At 53.9% G+C, this 14,898-nt stretch carries 13 protein-coding genes; 4 read left to right on the top strand and 9 right to left on the bottom strand.

The window, feature by feature from the left end:
* Window positions 1–12 precede the first annotated feature (12 nt).
* The 3 genes from GT019_RS16615 (at window position 13) to GT019_RS16625 (ending at window position 3,488) form a co-directional block, all read left to right on the top strand.
* Window positions 13–900 (top strand): carbohydrate ABC transporter permease, encoded by an 888-nt coding sequence (locus tag GT019_RS16615; protein ID WP_161744306.1) that lies wholly within the window; start codon window positions 13–15, stop codon window positions 898–900.
* 57 nt (window positions 901–957) lie between these two features.
* Window positions 958–2,559, top strand: coding sequence for an ABC transporter substrate-binding protein (locus GT019_RS16620; RefSeq protein WP_161744307.1), 1,602 nt, complete (start codon window positions 958–960; stop codon window positions 2,557–2,559).
* A 122-nt stretch (window positions 2,560–2,681) separates the two neighbouring features.
* Window positions 2,682–3,488, top strand: a complete 807-nt coding sequence (locus GT019_RS16625; protein WP_161744308.1) for a tyrosine-protein phosphatase — start codon at window positions 2,682–2,684, stop codon at window positions 3,486–3,488.
* 121 nt (window positions 3,489–3,609) lie between these two features.
* Here GT019_RS16625 and map read toward each other — a convergent pair whose 3' ends face one another.
* The 3 genes from map to GT019_RS16640 form a co-directional block, all read right to left on the bottom strand.
* Window positions 3,610–4,356 carry a type I methionyl aminopeptidase gene (map, locus tag GT019_RS16630; RefSeq protein ID WP_161744309.1) on the bottom strand — a complete coding sequence of 249 codons (747 nt, stop codon included), beginning with the start codon at window positions 4,354–4,356 and terminating at the stop codon, window positions 3,610–3,612.
* 78 nt (window positions 4,357–4,434) lie between these two features.
* Window positions 4,435–5,640, bottom strand: coding sequence for an MFS transporter (locus GT019_RS16635; protein ID WP_161744310.1), 1,206 nt, complete (start codon window positions 5,638–5,640; stop codon window positions 4,435–4,437).
* 242 nt (window positions 5,641–5,882) lie between these two features.
* A complete protein-coding gene (locus GT019_RS16640; protein WP_201755418.1) occupies window positions 5,883–6,749 on the bottom strand; it encodes an aldo/keto reductase in 867 nt (288 codons plus the stop codon).
* Window positions 6,750–7,179: 430 nt separating this feature from the next.
* Between GT019_RS16640 and GT019_RS16645 the strand changes: the two genes are divergently transcribed.
* The gene (locus tag GT019_RS16645) at window positions 7,180–8,751 is read left to right on the top strand and encodes an amidase (protein WP_161744311.1); all 1,572 of its coding nucleotides are present in this window, start codon (window positions 7,180–7,182) and stop codon (window positions 8,749–8,751) included.
* A 123-nt stretch (window positions 8,752–8,874) separates the two neighbouring features.
* Here the strand turns inward: GT019_RS16645 and GT019_RS16650 are convergent, their stop codons facing one another.
* The 6 genes from GT019_RS16650 to GT019_RS16675 form a co-directional block, all read right to left on the bottom strand.
* Window positions 8,875–9,477 carry a short chain dehydrogenase gene (locus tag GT019_RS16650; protein ID WP_161744312.1) on the bottom strand — a complete coding sequence of 201 codons (603 nt, stop codon included), beginning with the start codon at window positions 9,475–9,477 and terminating at the stop codon, window positions 8,875–8,877.
* A 38-nt stretch (window positions 9,478–9,515) separates the two neighbouring features.
* Window positions 9,516–10,259 carry a sugar phosphate nucleotidyltransferase gene (locus GT019_RS16655; protein WP_161744313.1) on the bottom strand — a complete coding sequence of 248 codons (744 nt, stop codon included), beginning with the start codon at window positions 10,257–10,259 and terminating at the stop codon, window positions 9,516–9,518.
* Window positions 10,260–10,391: 132 nt separating this feature from the next.
* Entirely contained in the window at window positions 10,392–11,840 is a 1,449-nt protein-coding gene (locus tag GT019_RS16660) for a hypothetical protein (RefSeq protein ID WP_161744314.1), read from the bottom strand.
* Window positions 11,837–12,604 carry a hypothetical protein gene (locus GT019_RS16665; RefSeq protein WP_161744315.1) on the bottom strand — a complete coding sequence of 256 codons (768 nt, stop codon included), beginning with the start codon at window positions 12,602–12,604 and terminating at the stop codon, window positions 11,837–11,839. The genes GT019_RS16660 and GT019_RS16665 overlap by 4 nt, the downstream gene beginning before the upstream one ends.
* 114 nt (window positions 12,605–12,718) lie before the next feature.
* The gene (locus tag GT019_RS16670) at window positions 12,719–13,753 is read right to left on the bottom strand and encodes an MFS transporter (protein WP_407945086.1); all 1,035 of its coding nucleotides are present in this window, start codon (window positions 13,751–13,753) and stop codon (window positions 12,719–12,721) included.
* A gap of 408 nt (window positions 13,754–14,161) precedes the next feature.
* A complete protein-coding gene (locus tag GT019_RS16675; RefSeq protein ID WP_161744316.1) occupies window positions 14,162–14,728 on the bottom strand; it encodes a TetR/AcrR family transcriptional regulator in 567 nt (188 codons plus the stop codon).
* Window positions 14,729–14,898: the final 170 nt, after the last annotated feature.

A 14,898-nucleotide genomic window follows, 5' to 3' on the forward strand; every position in this document is an offset into this window, starting at 1 on the left:
AGGGTGGCTCGCATGAAAACGAATAACTCCATCGGCCAATGGTTCGTGCACCTCGTGCTGCTCGTCATTTCGGCCTGCTGCTTGCTTCCTTTCCTATTGCTGTTCATCACATCCATTACGGACGAGCAGTCGATCATTCGTCACGGGTATTCCTTTTTTCCGGAGACCTTCAGCCTGGCAGCCTATCAGTATTTATGGCACGATATCGGCCGGATCTTGCATGCTTACGGCATCACGATCGCCATTACGTTGATCGGGACCGCTGCCGGCCTGATCATAACGGCGCTGCTGGCTTACCCGCTGTCGCGAAAGGACATGCCCCTCGGCAGGTTCTGGTCGTTCGTCGTGTTCTTCACGATGCTGCTTAATGGCGGGCTGGTACCGCAATACTTGGTCTACACGCAGCTGTTCGAACTGAAGAACACGCTGCTCGGCCTGATCGTGCCGGGCCTGCTGATGAACGCCTTCTATGTGATGATGATGCGCACGTTTTTCGCGACCTCGATTCCGTTTCCCGTCATCGAGTCGGCCAATATCGACGGGGCCGGGGAATTCCGGACGTTCGTTCAGATCGTGCTGCCGCTGTCGATGCCGATTCTGGCGACCGTCGGGTTGTTTCAAACGATCCACTATTGGAACGATTGGTTTAACGGCATGCTCTACATCACGGACAGCAAGCTGTTCAGTCTGCAAAACCTGCTGAACCGCATCCTGCTCGACTTCGATTTCCTGACCAGCAGCAATTTCGCCGGCGGCAATGCGGCCGAATTGACGGACGTTCCGCGCGAGACGGTGCGCATGGCGATGGCGGTCATCGGGATCGTTCCGATTCTGATCGCCTATCCGTTCTTCCAGCGTTATTTCGTGAAGGGACTTACGATTGGCGCGATCAAAGGGTAAGGCTTTATCCAGTCACGCACTGGTTGGCATAATAACATTCACTTGGAGGGTTTAATCATGTTGAAGAAACGAAATGCCGCGCAAGCGGGATTGGCCGTCCTGCTGGCATCGGGTATGCTGCTGGCTGGCTGCGGCGCCAATAATGCCGACGGCAGCAATAACGCAGGCGGCGCCAACAATGCCGCTAACGAGAATACCGCGGGCAATGCCCAAAACGCCGACGGGTCTTCGTCATCTAACGCGGCAACGGCGTCGGCGCCAAGCGCATCCGACCTAAAGCCTTACGAGCTGAAGATTGCCTTTTGGGGCGATGATCAGAAGGACTTGCCCGAGGTCGAGGAAGCGATGAACAACATTTTGAAGGCGAAAATCAACGCTACGATCAAAGTGATGCCAATCGCCAGGAGCCAGTGGGCGCAGCAATCGAACCTGATGCTTACGAGCGGCGAGAAGATGGATCTGATCATCGGTTCCACGTTGACCAATTTCCCTTCGCAGGCGGCCAACGGGGTCTACGCGCCGCTCGACGACCTGTTAGCGAAGTACGGCTCCGACATCCAGGCAGTCGTGACACCGGCCCAGCTATCGACCGCTAAAGTAAACGGTCAACTCTATGCGGTTCCGACCATCAAAGACATGGCCCAGTACTACGGCATTATGATGCGCAAAGATTTGGTCGACAAGTACCATATCGACGTAACCAAGATCAAGACGCTGGACGATCTGACCGCCGTCTTCCAGACCATCAAAGGGAACGAGCCGGACGTCACGCCGCTTGTCGCCAAGAACCCGGGTACCTCTCCGTTTTATGCGGGTTATCTGCCCTTCGACCCACTGGGCGGAAGCATCGGCGTGTTGCCCGATTACGATAACGGGTTGAAAGTGGCCGATTGGTATGAAACGCCGCAATATGCAGCCGAATTGGATTTGATGCATGGCTGGTATCAGGCGGGGTACCTGCCGAAGGACGCTGCCACGAGCAAACAAAGCGGCAACGAGCTCCTGAAGGCGGGAAAGGCGTTTGCGATCTTGGGGAATTTGAAGCCCGGCAGCGACGCGGAAGCCTCCCGAGTCGTCGGCCAAGAGATGGTCAGCGCCAGACTGACCGCCGATCATGCGACTTCCGATATGATCAACAATTCCATGTGGGCGATTCCGAAAAGCTCCGGGGATCCGGACAGGGCGATGATGCTGATGAACCTGCTCTACTCGGACAAAGAGCTGTTCAATCTGCTCGCCTGGGGCATCGAAGGCAAGGATTACGTGAAGAAATCGGACAATGTCATCGATTTTCCGGAAGGCATCGATATTACGAACGTCGGCTATAATTTCAACTTATCCTACTTGTTCGGCAATCAGTTCCTGTCCTATAACTGGGCAGCGGAAGACCCGGACATCTGGAAGAAGATCGACGCATTCAACAAGAATGCCACGCCGTCGAAGGCGCTGGGCTTTACATTCGACGTGACTAACGTGAAGACGGAAATCGCTGCGGCCAGCAACGTGGTTAACGAATTCTCGATCGGACTGGAAACGGGGACGCTTGATCCCAAGGAGGTTCTGCCCAAATTCATCGCCAAATTGAAGGCTGCCGGCGCCGATAAGATCGTGGCCGAGAAACAAAAGCAGCTGGACGAGTGGGCTAAAACGCAGCAATAGTAGCAGTATTAGCGGCATTAAATCAGGATTCGTCCGGCCGGGTACCGGTTGAGGGCCGCTGCCCGGAGTTCAACCGCCTCCCCGGCATTCTTTTTTTCAAATTCAACCGGCGAGGTACACGCATGAATCGAATCATTCCATTTCAAGGGACGCACAACTTTCGCGATATGGGCGGTTATCGAACGGCCGACGGAAGAACGGTCAAATACGGTCTTTTTTTTCGCTCCGATGAACTGACCGCCCTGTCGGCGCAGGATCTGACCGCTTTTCAAGCGCTCAAGATCAGAACGATATTCGACTTCCGCGACGGCGGGGAAGCCCGCCATAAGCCGGATCCGGCAGTAGCCGGCGTCCAAAATATACGCGTATCGGCCGTTCCCGAGGATCAAATCTCCCGCATGAACTTGCCGGGTGCCATGCAGGGCCGGGAGCGAAGCCAGCACTTTATCGAAGATTTGGTCAAGAGCGGGTTCTTCAAACAATTTCGAGCAAACGCCTACTTGCTGGAGCTGTATGCGAGGCTTCCGATCAATAATCCGTCCTACAAACGGCTGATGAGCCTTATCCAATGTCCGGACAACCTGGGACTCCTTCATCACTGCACGGCAGGCAAGGACCGCACGGGCGTCGGGGCCGCGTTGATCCTGCTCGCGCTCGGCGTGCCGGAAGCAACCATCATGGAAGATTATCTGCTGACCAACGAGACGATGAGAGCTTATAACGACATGCAGCTGCAACGGCTTGGCCGGCATGTCGACGAAGCGGAGCTGCGCAATATCGAACAGATGCTGGGCGTCAAAGAGGAGTTCATGGAAGCGGTTTTCGGGACAATCAAGATGACGTACGGCAATGTCGACGCTTATCTGGCCGGAGAATTCGGCTTGCTGGAGGAAGAACGGGAAGCCTTGCAGGAGATGTGCTTGGAATAAAACGTCCCTTCATATACAGACGGCAGCAGCCCAGGACGCAATAAAGGTCTTGGGCTGCTGCCGTTTATGCCATCGAATCCGTTAACGAACACGCCAACAAGCTGGTCGTCCTTCGAATCGTCTAGGCCACAGTCACGATGATGGGCCGATCCTCCGTGATGATGATCGTATGCTCATGTTGGGCCACGAAGCTGTTGTCCGGCACGGTTAACGTCCACCCGTCCCGCTGCTCGACGGCATAGCCGGCGCCGGTAGATAGAAAGGGTTCGATCGTAATGACCATGCCCGCTTTCAATACGCGTTTGTCGTGCTTGTTATAATAGGGAAGAATCTCCGTCGGGCTCTCGTGCAGGGATTTGCCCACGCCGTGGCTGCACAGATTCTTGATCACGTTGTAGCCGCCTTTTTCGGCTTCGCTTTGAATAATCCTGCCGATTTCGTTCAATTTCACGCCATGCTTCAGCGAAGAGATCACCTTCATCATCGTATCGTGCGCGTATTGACAGAGACGCGTCAAAGACGGGTCGCAAGCGGGCATGGTAAACGAGTGTCCGGCATCCGCAAAATAGCCTCCGAGTTCGGCCGAAACATCGATGTTGATTAGATCGCCCGGGCCGATCTTTCGATTCCCCGGTATCCCATGCGCAATGTCATGGTTGACGCTGATACAGGTGTGGCCCGGGAAGTTATACGTCGACTTAGGCGCAGGCACGGCTCCGTGCTTCTCCAAAATCCGTCCCCCGATATCATCCAGCTCCCGTGTCGTCATTCCCGCGCGCGCCTGACGTTTCATCTCGCTTATCGTCCATGCAACGATTCTGCCGATTTCCTTCAAACCATCGATATCGTTTTGCGATCCTATTGTCACGTTATGCCCCTCCGTTATATAGATACCTCCATCTTATCATACGGGAGAAGCAATCCGTTATCCTGCCCATCATGAAAGCTATGATCGACCTGAAGCCACGCTCGATGCCGTTCCGCTACCGACTACTCTTCTCAACATCACTTGCCCCAGCACGGCAGTCACGCACCCCAGCGCGCCAACGATCACAAAGCCTTCCCGCAGGGTCAGCCAATCCCCCGCAGCCCCCATAAATAAAGGACCCGCGAACATCCCCAATCCGTAGATCGCTTGGTAGAATCCCATGGCCGTTGCGCGTTTCTCGGGCGCCATATGCTTGATGCTGAGCGACATAAGAACCGGAGACGTAAAGCCTCGACCAAACCCGGCCAGCGATTGGGTCGCAATAAGAAACCATAGCGAGCCGGTAAACGGAATACAGACCGTAAACAAGCCGCTCAGAATGAATCCCAGCATGATAACCCTCCGCTCTCCAAGCTTACGGGCCAAATGCCTGCCGCCTATCCAGGAAGCAAGCGCGGTAGGCAACGTCGAACAGAATGTAAGCAGCCCCATATCCAGCTTGGTGGCTCCGAGCGACTGGGCAAACACGGGGGTAAACCCGAAGACGGTCGCAAACGTCAGCACTTGAAACAAAATCGAGAGAAACGAAACGGTCAGCAGCGTGCGATCGCTTGCCACCTCTTGTATCCCTTGCAGGGTTATGGGGGCCGCCTGGTCATCGAATTTCTCCACGATGAAGAAGGAGCCCGCCATCCCGATCAATCCGACGACGGCTCCAATGAGAAAAGCCGACTCCCAGCCAAATTGATCCGCGAACCATCCCCCGCACAATATCCCCAGCATCTGTCCCAAAGAATTATAGACCGCAATCGTTCCCATGGCACGGGTCGTTTCGTGATTGGCGTAGTAGCTGGCAAAAAGAATCGTAAAGTCGACCCACGTCGATGCCGCGATGCCCGCCGCGACCCTAAGAAAAAGGATCCAGTTCAAATCATGCGTCACCAGAATGCCTGCACCGGACAGGGTAGAGAACAATAACCCGATCACTATAAACAGTTTACGCTTATGAATCCGATCACTCAGGATGCCGACGGGAATACGCAACACCATTTGGCTAAGCCCATACATGCCTACGATCAGCCCTGCCATCTTATTCGATGCTCCCATGCTTTCTACATACGCGGTCAGAATGGGAACGCAGGTATACATCGAGAACCAGAATAGCAGCGTAACTGCACAAAAGAGCGGCAACCTGTAGTTGGCAGGTTGAATTTCAGTTCGCATCGTCCACGACCCTTCGGCATTTTAATGCTAAGATGCGCGATGCATGCGATGCTTCGCGTTTCGATGCATGCGTTGTCCGATCTGCCCCTTTCGACATAAAAAAGATCCCCTCCAAGCACCACCCGAACCTCCATGCGAACATGGCGGTTTCTGGAGCGGCTGCTTGAATGGGATACTCGCGTTGTCCCTCGAACCGGCGTTACCGCCTAATCGGGTCATCGCTACGAGCGGCGAGGCTATGATCAGGCCGTGATTTGAGCGGCGATGCCGTTCAGCTCGGCCACATCTTCCGCGGACAGCTTCAAGTTGGCTGCGCCGGCGCAGTTGACGATGTTCGCTGCTTTGCTGGCGCCGGGGATCGGCAGCACGACCGGCGATAATTGAAGCAGCCAAGCAATCGCGATCTGTTGCGGCGACGCGCCATGGCGGCCGGCGATCCGCGAAAGCGTCTCGTTGCTGCCGATGCCGCCTGCGTTGCCCATCCCGTTCAGCGGACTGTACGGCAGGAAAGCGATGCCGTGCTCCTCGCAGCGCTTCAGCACGTCCATGGACGATTGGTCGAATACGTTCATCCGGTTCTGAACGCTCGCGACCGTCAAGATTCCGCGGGCTTCTTCCAGTTGCGCGACGGATACGTTCGACAGCCCCGCGTGGACGATTTTCCCTTCCCGCTGCAAGTCCGCGACCGCTCCGACGGATTCGGCAAACGGAACCTTCGGATCCGGACGGTGGAATTGATAGAGCGTGATCGCTTCGACACCGAGTGCGCGCAAGCTGTCCTCGCACGCTTGACGTAAATACTCGGGACGTCCGTCTGTTTCCCAGCGTCCTTCCGGACGAATGTGTCCGCCCTTCGTCGCGATGATCGCTTCGGGACGATCATGCAGAGCTTTGGCCAGCAGTCTTTCGTTATGACCGACCTCGGTCGAATTCAAGCAGTACGAATCGGCTGTATCAAACAGCGTAATGCCCTGCTCCAATGCAGCATGCACCGTTCTGATGCCGTCTTCCTCGGAGGGCCGCCCGTTCACGGACAACGGCATTCCGCCCATCCCGATTTCCCCGATGATTATCCCTGTTGAACCCAGCTTACGTTGTGGCATTGTCATCGTATAACCTCCTGAGAGAGTAAGAAGCTTCTAAAAGCAACGATGAAATCGTCCGTTTTCAAGTATAGCAGTTCGGCCTTTCCTCCTGTAGTACTGAAAATAAGTTCACATAGTTACCTTGATGTAAGCGATACGCTTCAAGTGTCGTGAACGGCCCAACGGTATTACGCAACAATTTTATGTTATGTTACATGACATATTTTTCATTTTATGCAGCGGATTGGGTATTTTGTAGCAATTTATGTTAGCTATATTAACATGTTTCCAGTTTTATGCTACCGTATGTTTCACGAAGCTCGTTCGTAACCGGCATGTCCCGGCGGATACGAGGTTTCGATGGAATCGGGAAGCGAGGGTTGCTTATAGCCTGTTTGGGGATTCGAAATCATTGCGCTTTTTACTATTAAGAGCGGAGGGTGAGAGATTAACCATGTTAAAACGGATAAGCACGATCATGCTCCTTGGCGTTTTGTTAACGACCGGCATTACGATGGTACCGGCCAGCGCAGCCAAAGACTTTCAATTTGCCGAGGTTACGGTGGATGAACTTCAGGCCGGCTACGCGGCGAAAAAGTACACGGCCGAACAAGTCGTTCAGGACTATCTCGATCGAATTGACACGTATGAGTCCAATTATAATGCCTTTACCGCAATGAATCCCGACGCGCTCGCACTGGCACGGGACTATGACCGGCGCCTGGCGGCCGGCGAGAAGCAGGGTCCGCTTGCGGGTATTCCGATCGTCATTAAGGAAGCGGTAGACATGGCTGGTTTCCCGTCGACGATGGGTTGGAAACCGCTGGATCCGAGCTCGGGCGGCATCAAGCTCATTCCCGAAAAGGACGCCCCCGTGGTGGCGCGACTTAAAGCGGCCGGCGCCATTATTATCGGCAGAACGAATATACCGGCTTTCAGTTCGGACGGCACAAGGGCCAGTACGAGTTGGGCGGGGGATACCTATAACGCCGTGGATCGCAGCCTCGTCCCCGGCGCCAGCAGCAGCGGTACCGCTACCTCCGTATCCGGCAATTTCGCCGTCTTGGGCATCGCGGAGGAAACCGGCGGATCGATTCAGAACCCGGCCGCCGCACAGGCGCTGGTCGGGATCAAACCGACCTTCGGCCTTGTTCCGAACGTCGGCGTCGTTCCGCTCGGCGGCAGCACGCGCGACGTCGTAGGCGCCCATGGACGCACCGTTCACGATGCCGCGCTTATGTTAGATGCCATAGCCGGGTATACGCCGGAAGACCCGAAGACGGTAGCCTCGATCGGCAATATGCCCGTCGACGGGTATACCTCGAAGATGAACGACTTCGAGCTGAAGGGCAAACGCATCGGCCTGTATGGGCCGGGCTGGCGAAATCAGCCGCTGACCAAAGAAACGCAAGCCTTGTACGAACGGGCCGTGAAGGAATTGGAGGCGCAAGGCGCGACGGTCGTGGCCGACCCGTTTGCCGGCAGCGGCTTTGCAGCCTTCGTTAAAGCTGCCGGTTCTGTAGGCATCGAATCCGTCGTATACGACATGGATCAATATCTCAAGCGCCTCGGACCTTCGGCGGCCATCCATTCGGTCAATGAATTGATCGCCAAGACCGGCCAAACCCCCGACGTGCTAGCCCGCTATCCGGATGCTTTGAAGAATCCTTCCGCGTTTCCGGATTTGACCAATTTCACGAAGGTGCGCAAGGAGTACCTGCGAATCATGAATGCCGTCATGGACCGTAATGACCTGGATGCGCTTATCTTCCCGCAAATGTTCAAGGAAACGCCGAAGCTGGCAAACAAGACCGAAAATATCGGGGCGACGACCGTCTCCGAAATCAACATTGCCGGCGTCCCCCTTGTCACCGTACCCGCCGGTTATTATGCGAGCGGTTCCCCGTTCGAGCTGGCCATCATCGGCAAAATGTGGAGCGAGGCCGATATTCTCGGCATGGCGTATGATTACGAGCAGGCAACGCATTACCGGAAAACGCCGACTCTCGTAAAAGCCGCTAGCTGAAAAAAATTCGCGACCGCACTACCTTGATTCATCGAACGCCCATTGCAAACAAATAGAGCGCTGACCCGAAGGTCGCGCTCTGCTTGCATTCCGACCGCAAGGCAATGCGGGAATCACGTTCATTCAAAATCCGACTTTTAAGATGCGCCCGGTGATGATTCCAGTAATCGAACGTACATAGGCTTGAGCGACTTTACTCGCTTCAACCGGAATAAATCCCGGAAAGAAAGGAGCATACTTAGCCATCGATTCCGTCACGACCGTCGGACTTACGCAGTTAATGCGTATTCCGCGCGGCAGTTCCGTGGGCACGACTTGGACGAATCCTTCTATGGCATGGTTAACGGTCGTACTAGCAACGCCTCCGGGCAAATACTCCTCCGTTAATACGCCGGAAACGAGCGTGAAGGACCCTTTATCGGAGATAAACGGAAGCGCAGTCCGAACAATATTGATTTGCCCCATCAGCTTCCCGTTTAACGATTGTTCCCATTGTTCGTCGCTCGAGGTTTCAAATAGTCCCATGCCTGCCTCCGATGCCGCATTCGCCACGGCATCGAAAGGTCCGATCGTACCGAACAGCTTTTCCAAACTTGCTTTATCGGCGATATCCGCGCGATAATCGCCCGAGTTGCGCGAAACGGAGACCACTTCATGCCCCATCGTTTCCAAAGCCTTTTTGATCGCCGTCCCAATGGTTCCTTTGCCGAATACGATAACCCTCATCTCGAACACTCCTTCGGATAGATTTGCATCCATTGCGTTTAGAGCTTCAGTCTGCCGAATTCCTCTCCGAACAGGACATCCTTCGCGAGTTCGTTCGCCAAGCTTAAGGAAGCATGCGTCCCTGCGTCCGTCCACCAGCCTCGAAGCACGTCGTACGTTAATTCGTTCGCGCGGATATAAGCGTTGTTGACGTCCGTAATTTCCAATTCGCCCCGCCCCGACGGTTCCAACGTACGAATGATATCGAACACCTTACTGTCGTACATATAGATGCCCGTGACGGCATAACGGCTTTTCGGAACGCGCGGCTTCTCCTCGATGGATCGAATGGTATATCCGGCGAGTTCCGGCACGCCGTACCGCTGCGGATCCGGAACTTCTTGGATGAGGATCTTGGCTCCGCTCCCGTTCGAACGAAAACGCTCGGCATACGGCGCGATGTCGTCCTCGAACACGTTATCTCCGAGAATGACCACCATCTGATCGCCGTTAACGAAATTTTGCGCCAAACCGAGCGCTTGCGCGATGCCGCCGGCTTCGTCTTGCACCTTATACGTGAGCGACAGCCCGAAATCCCTGCCGCTGCCCAGCAGATTAACGACGTCCCCCATATGGTCTTTTCCCGTGACGATCAGAATATCCTGAATGTCCGCCTGCTTTAATTTGACGATGGCATGGAAGATCATCGGATATTTGCCTACCGGCAGCAAGTGTTTGTTCGTCACTTTGGTAAGCGGATATAAGCGAGATCCCGTGCCCCCGGCAAGAATGATGCCTTTCATGATGTCCCTCCGCCAGTCCGATTGTATTATTTGCTAACTAAATATTTAGTCGTTAAATGACATGTATGAAGGAGACCGAATTCCGGCCGTCATGACCTGCAAACGGCCAGCATTCGATCTCGGAACTTTGTTCTACTCGGTAAGCATGAAACCCATTCGGATGGCCGGAATAGCCGAACCCGGATGATCCGCGCCGTAAGTCAGTTGCGGCGCCACGTATACGTCCGGATCGGCTTGCTTGCCCCGATAAATGCCCGGATACAGATCGAGGATATGATAACCGGGCTCCCCCGTAGCCGTGACCGTAAACGTGACGGTGCCTTGGCTGTTAAAGCCGCACATATACCCTACATAGGCATTATCGTAATCCAAGTAATACGCGTTGTCGTATTCCGTCCAGCCGACGCCTTTGATCTGAATCGTGAATTCGGTCCCTGCGTGCCCGGAGGATGGCGTAATTCGGGCAATCGATGGCGAGATCGCCAAGTATGCCTCTGCATACGTTACCCCTCCGACCTGCAATTCAATTCGGTGCGGAACGCCGCCCAGATCGTCAGGAATCGGAAAGTCATAGCTTAAACTTCCGCTGCCGTCCGCGTTAATCGTTCCGAGCGATCTCGTCTTTTCCGAGAAGCCTTTCCCCGTAACCCGGCTTCCCTCCATCGTATGCCAGACCACATCCGCTTGCTTGCCGGCAGGCAGTCCGCTCGCCTTCAACGTCACGGAATCCCCGACATGGCCGATGGATCGGCTCAAGGTCGCGCTCACGCCCGTTTTGTTCGCGAGCCGCGGCATTCGCACGCCTCCCCCGGCAGCCATCGGTTGCGCTTCGACTTCATTCCGGACGATCGGAGCCTCATCCGTAACGGTAAACGAATAGCTTGGCACCGGCAGATAGGAGGTCGGCGCTTCCGTATAGTTCAAGTAGGGCATACCCAGGTAACCATGCCAGATGGTAATGGAATGCTTGCCAACCGGGCCTGCGGCTCGAATTTTCGCGGTCGCGCTCCCGTTCGTGGATACGGCGGAGATCAACCCCGTCATCTTGTTGTCGTAGGACAGCTGCCAGTTGCTCTCCATGGCCGCGTAGCCGATACCCTCGGCCAGCACCGTGATTTCCGTGCCGACAGGTCCCGACTCCGGGAACAAACGGAAGGTCGGAGCGACGAATACATTCGTTTGGGCGACTTTCTTGTTGTTCTGTCTCACGTAAATCGTATGGTCGCCACCGAAGCCTTTCGGCACGACGAAGCTTCCGTTCCAGTCGCCCGAACCGTCGGTCGTGCCCATCGTCATCGTATGCTCTTCCAGCTTGTAGGAAGGACCGATCAAGGTATAAATACCTTGAATGTCATAGCTGCCCTGCTCCGTTTCCCACTGAAGCTTAACGGGAGCGTTCGGTTCCAGTCCTTTGGCCGAATAATGTACGACAGCGCCCACCGTGCTGTTGTTTTCTTCGATCATAACGGAAGGCGTAACGGAAGCAGCCTTCTTTTCCGCCGACACGTTCGACGCGATTAGGACGGAAGAGAGCAAGAGGAGCGTGCTTACTATCGCGCAAGGTTTAACCGTTCGAATCATCGGGTCGAGGCTCCCGCTGCCGCGGGCTCGGCGTCAACGATCGTAATCAGCGACGGCATAACTTGGAACGGCTTGTAAACGCCTTTCATGGAAGGCGATTGAGCAGTGACATAATAGCCGAGGGTTCCTTTCGGCGTTTTATCCGTTACTTTGTATTTCGCGGTCCAAAATTTCTCGGCGCCCGGCACGCCCGGCGGATGGAGCCCCAACTGCATATCGAGAACCTCGCCCGTAGCCAGATGAACTTGCATGTTCGCGTCTTCGGCTAGCTTGCCCGTAACCGGGTTAAAAGCCTTCATGCGGAAAACGATGCCGTCGCCGACGGAGAAGCGGTTCTGCAGCACGCAACCTGCCAACTCGGAAACGATATCCCCGTATACGACGAGTTTGGATGCGAAGAAAAGTTGAGCCGTGTTTGTTTTACCGTTCCAGGATAAACCGTTCGCGCCTACCGCGTTCGCCAGATCTTTAATGGCTACCGTCGGCGTGCCTTTCGTTTCAACGGCTTTGACTTCTTTTCCGTTTACGATTGCGGAATGCTTCTTGCCGTCATAGGAGAAAGTAAACCCAGTGAACGCCGAGAAGCTTTTCAGATCGACGTAGACTCTGCCGTCCGCAACGTGGTTAGCCGAAGAAACCAAATTCGTTCCGTTAATGGAGATCGTGAGTCCAGCTTCGCTTGCGGATACTGCTGCAGGCAAAGATGCCGTAGCTATAGCGGCAAGCAGCAACGCTCCCGCCTTCTTTTTGATGCCGATTTTCATGTGCTTATCCTCCATGTGTCATCGCGTCGAAATTTATTGAGAACCTGTTACCGGCCGGTAAGTTTAACTATATTATATAACTAACTATTTAGTCTATTATCAATAAATTCCAGTTTATTCATTTCCGCCAACCGTTCGATTCGCCAGATTTTCCATGGCTTCATACTGCGTACCGCTTGTCCTTTCCGATTTCCTTTTTTCGAATAAAGCAAGTATCAATCCAGCCAAACATACGTATGTTACGACTTCAAACGCGACATTAACGCCATGAACCGAGCCGTCGATGCCGAATTTGACGGGATCCAACGCGCTGTTCGTCATCACGTTGATCAATACGGCGCTTCCGATCGCCCCCGCCACCTGGCGCAACGTATTCGTCATCGCCGTGCCGTGCGGGATCAAGCGCGACGGCAGTTGATTCAGCGCGGAAGTGGTCAGCGGCATCAGGACCATCGCCACGCCGATCATCGTAAGGGAATTAACGATCGCTAAATAGAGAAGCGAAGTGTCCGGTTCAAGATGCGTCAGCATGAACGTACTGAAGGCGACAATGGACAATCCCATTATGGCAAGCCATTTAGCGCCGATTTTATCATAGATCTTCCCGGTGACCGGAGACAGGATTCCCATGATTATGCCGCCGGGCATCAGCATCAATCCGGATTCCAGCGCGGTGCAGCCCAGCATATTTTGCGTGTAAATGGGGAGAAGCATTAACTCTCCGAGCAACGCGATGAACACGATAATGACAAGCAACGTGGACAGCGTGAACTTGCCGTAACGAAATACTCTGAATTCGAGCATGGGCGATTTCAACTTCAATTGGCGATAAATGAATCCGGTCAGCGCGAGGATCGATCCGGCCAGGGTCGCGACCACTTCAGGACTCCCCCAACCGGCCGTCCCCGCGATGCTCGAGCCGTACAGCAGTCCTCCGAAACCAAGCGAAGATAGAACGATCGAAAGCACGTCGATTTTGGGCGAGTTCAGCGCGGTAACGTTTCGTAATAAGAAAACCGCCGCAACGAGATCGAGAACGGCAACCGGCAGCAGCATCTCGAACAACACGCGCCAGGAGTAATTGTCGATGATCCAGCCCGATAAAGCCGGGCCGATCGCGGGAGCGAATGCGGCTACTAGACCGAACAGCCATTAGAATGAAAGAAGTCGTTAACCATTGCGCGGTATTGCTCGACAGATCGAGATCTTGCATGAGATGGGGCAATGCGGTCGTCAACAGCGTTTGATTCAACATTCCGATGAAGGTGCCTAACATGAGAATAATAACGATCGCCGTCCGATTTACCGGCGAAACGATTTTCGCGGTCATTTCTATCCCTCTTTTCCAAAAATGATAAAACGGTCATCTTATGTGATCGCCTTTCGTTCTAAACCATATAACTAACTAAACGTTTAGTCAATTAAATAGCCTATTCATCCGCTATGAAGTTTATGTGAACCGGAACAACGCCTTCCAGTTAAGAAGCGAAAAAAAAAGCATCCGAAAAATAATCGGAGATTATTTTCCAAAGCTTCGATTGTTCAAACTTCGACAGGTTAACTCTTCACGATGATTCCTATGAGCTTCGCAAGATCAGCCTTAATCTTGTCGGAATCGTCGCCTGCTCCGTCCGGATCTAACGAAGGACCGAACGGGTTCGGCTTCGTCCATGCGGTAGACAACGTCATGATGAGGGTGAGCAGGAAGTTTGGCGAGAACGTCTTTCCGATCAAGCCGTCGCGTTGGGCCTGTTCGATCTCGTTCACCTTTTTTTCCCGCTTAACGATTCGCGTATCGATGTTATTATTTTGCATTTCCAAACTATCCCATACCATTAATCGAATTAAATCCTGATTTCCCATCGAAAATTCAAATACCTTCGTCACGTAGGACGGCAAATCTTCGGGAGTAAAATCGATTTCTTCGTAGACGCGGGTTAGATGCAGTTTCAGCACATACTGAAACAGCAACTCTTTGCTCTCGAAGTAATTGTAAATCAGGCTCTTATTACAGCCGGCATTTTCCGCGATTCGATCGACCCTCGCGCCCGCGATGCCGAAATCCGAAAATTCCTTCATTGCCGCTTCCAAAATCCGCTCTTTTGTCAATTCAGCGCTTCTCATGCATCCTCCACCCCGTTCACAAAATCAGTATTTACACTATATCACACTTTCCTAAACGGATGAAATAAGCGGCATACCCATCAGAATGACGATTAAGGGAACGGGATATAGAAAGCGCAGTCGAAGGTGGTGACACAACCCGGGCGCGAACCGAATGGGTCGTTTAGCGC

The sequence above is a fragment of the Paenibacillus glycinis genome (genome assembly GCF_009909185.1).
Classification (GTDB): Bacteria; Bacillota; Bacilli; order Paenibacillales; family Paenibacillaceae; genus Paenibacillus_Z; species Paenibacillus_Z glycinis.

Coding starts and splice junctions, on each gene's coding strand:
- GT019_RS16615 (WP_161744306.1), top strand. CDS start 13: ATGAAAACGAATAACTCCATCGGCCAATGGTTCGTGCACCTCGTGCTG.
- GT019_RS16620 (WP_161744307.1), top strand. CDS start 958: ATGTTGAAGAAACGAAATGCCGCGCAAGCGGGATTGGCCGTCCTGCTG.
- GT019_RS16625 (WP_161744308.1), top strand. CDS start 2,682: ATGAATCGAATCATTCCATTTCAAGGGACGCACAACTTTCGCGATATG.
- GT019_RS16635 (WP_161744310.1), bottom strand. CDS start 5,640: ATGCGAACTGAAATTCAACCTGCCAACTACAGGTTGCCGCTCTTTTGT.
- GT019_RS16640 (WP_201755418.1), bottom strand. CDS start 6,749: ATGACAATGCCACAACGTAAGCTGGGTTCAACAGGGATAATCATCGGG.
- GT019_RS16645 (WP_161744311.1), top strand. CDS start 7,180: ATGTTAAAACGGATAAGCACGATCATGCTCCTTGGCGTTTTGTTAACG.
- GT019_RS16650 (WP_161744312.1), bottom strand. CDS start 9,477: ATGAGGGTTATCGTATTCGGCAAAGGAACCATTGGGACGGCGATCAAA.
- GT019_RS16655 (WP_161744313.1), bottom strand. CDS start 10,259: ATGAAAGGCATCATTCTTGCCGGGGGCACGGGATCTCGCTTATATCCG.
- GT019_RS16660 (WP_161744314.1), bottom strand. CDS start 11,840: ATGATTCGAACGGTTAAACCTTGCGCGATAGTAAGCACGCTCCTCTTG.
- GT019_RS16665 (WP_161744315.1), bottom strand. CDS start 12,604: ATGAAAATCGGCATCAAAAAGAAGGCGGGAGCGTTGCTGCTTGCCGCT.
- GT019_RS16675 (WP_161744316.1), bottom strand. CDS start 14,728: ATGAGAAGCGCTGAATTGACAAAAGAGCGGATTTTGGAAGCGGCAATG.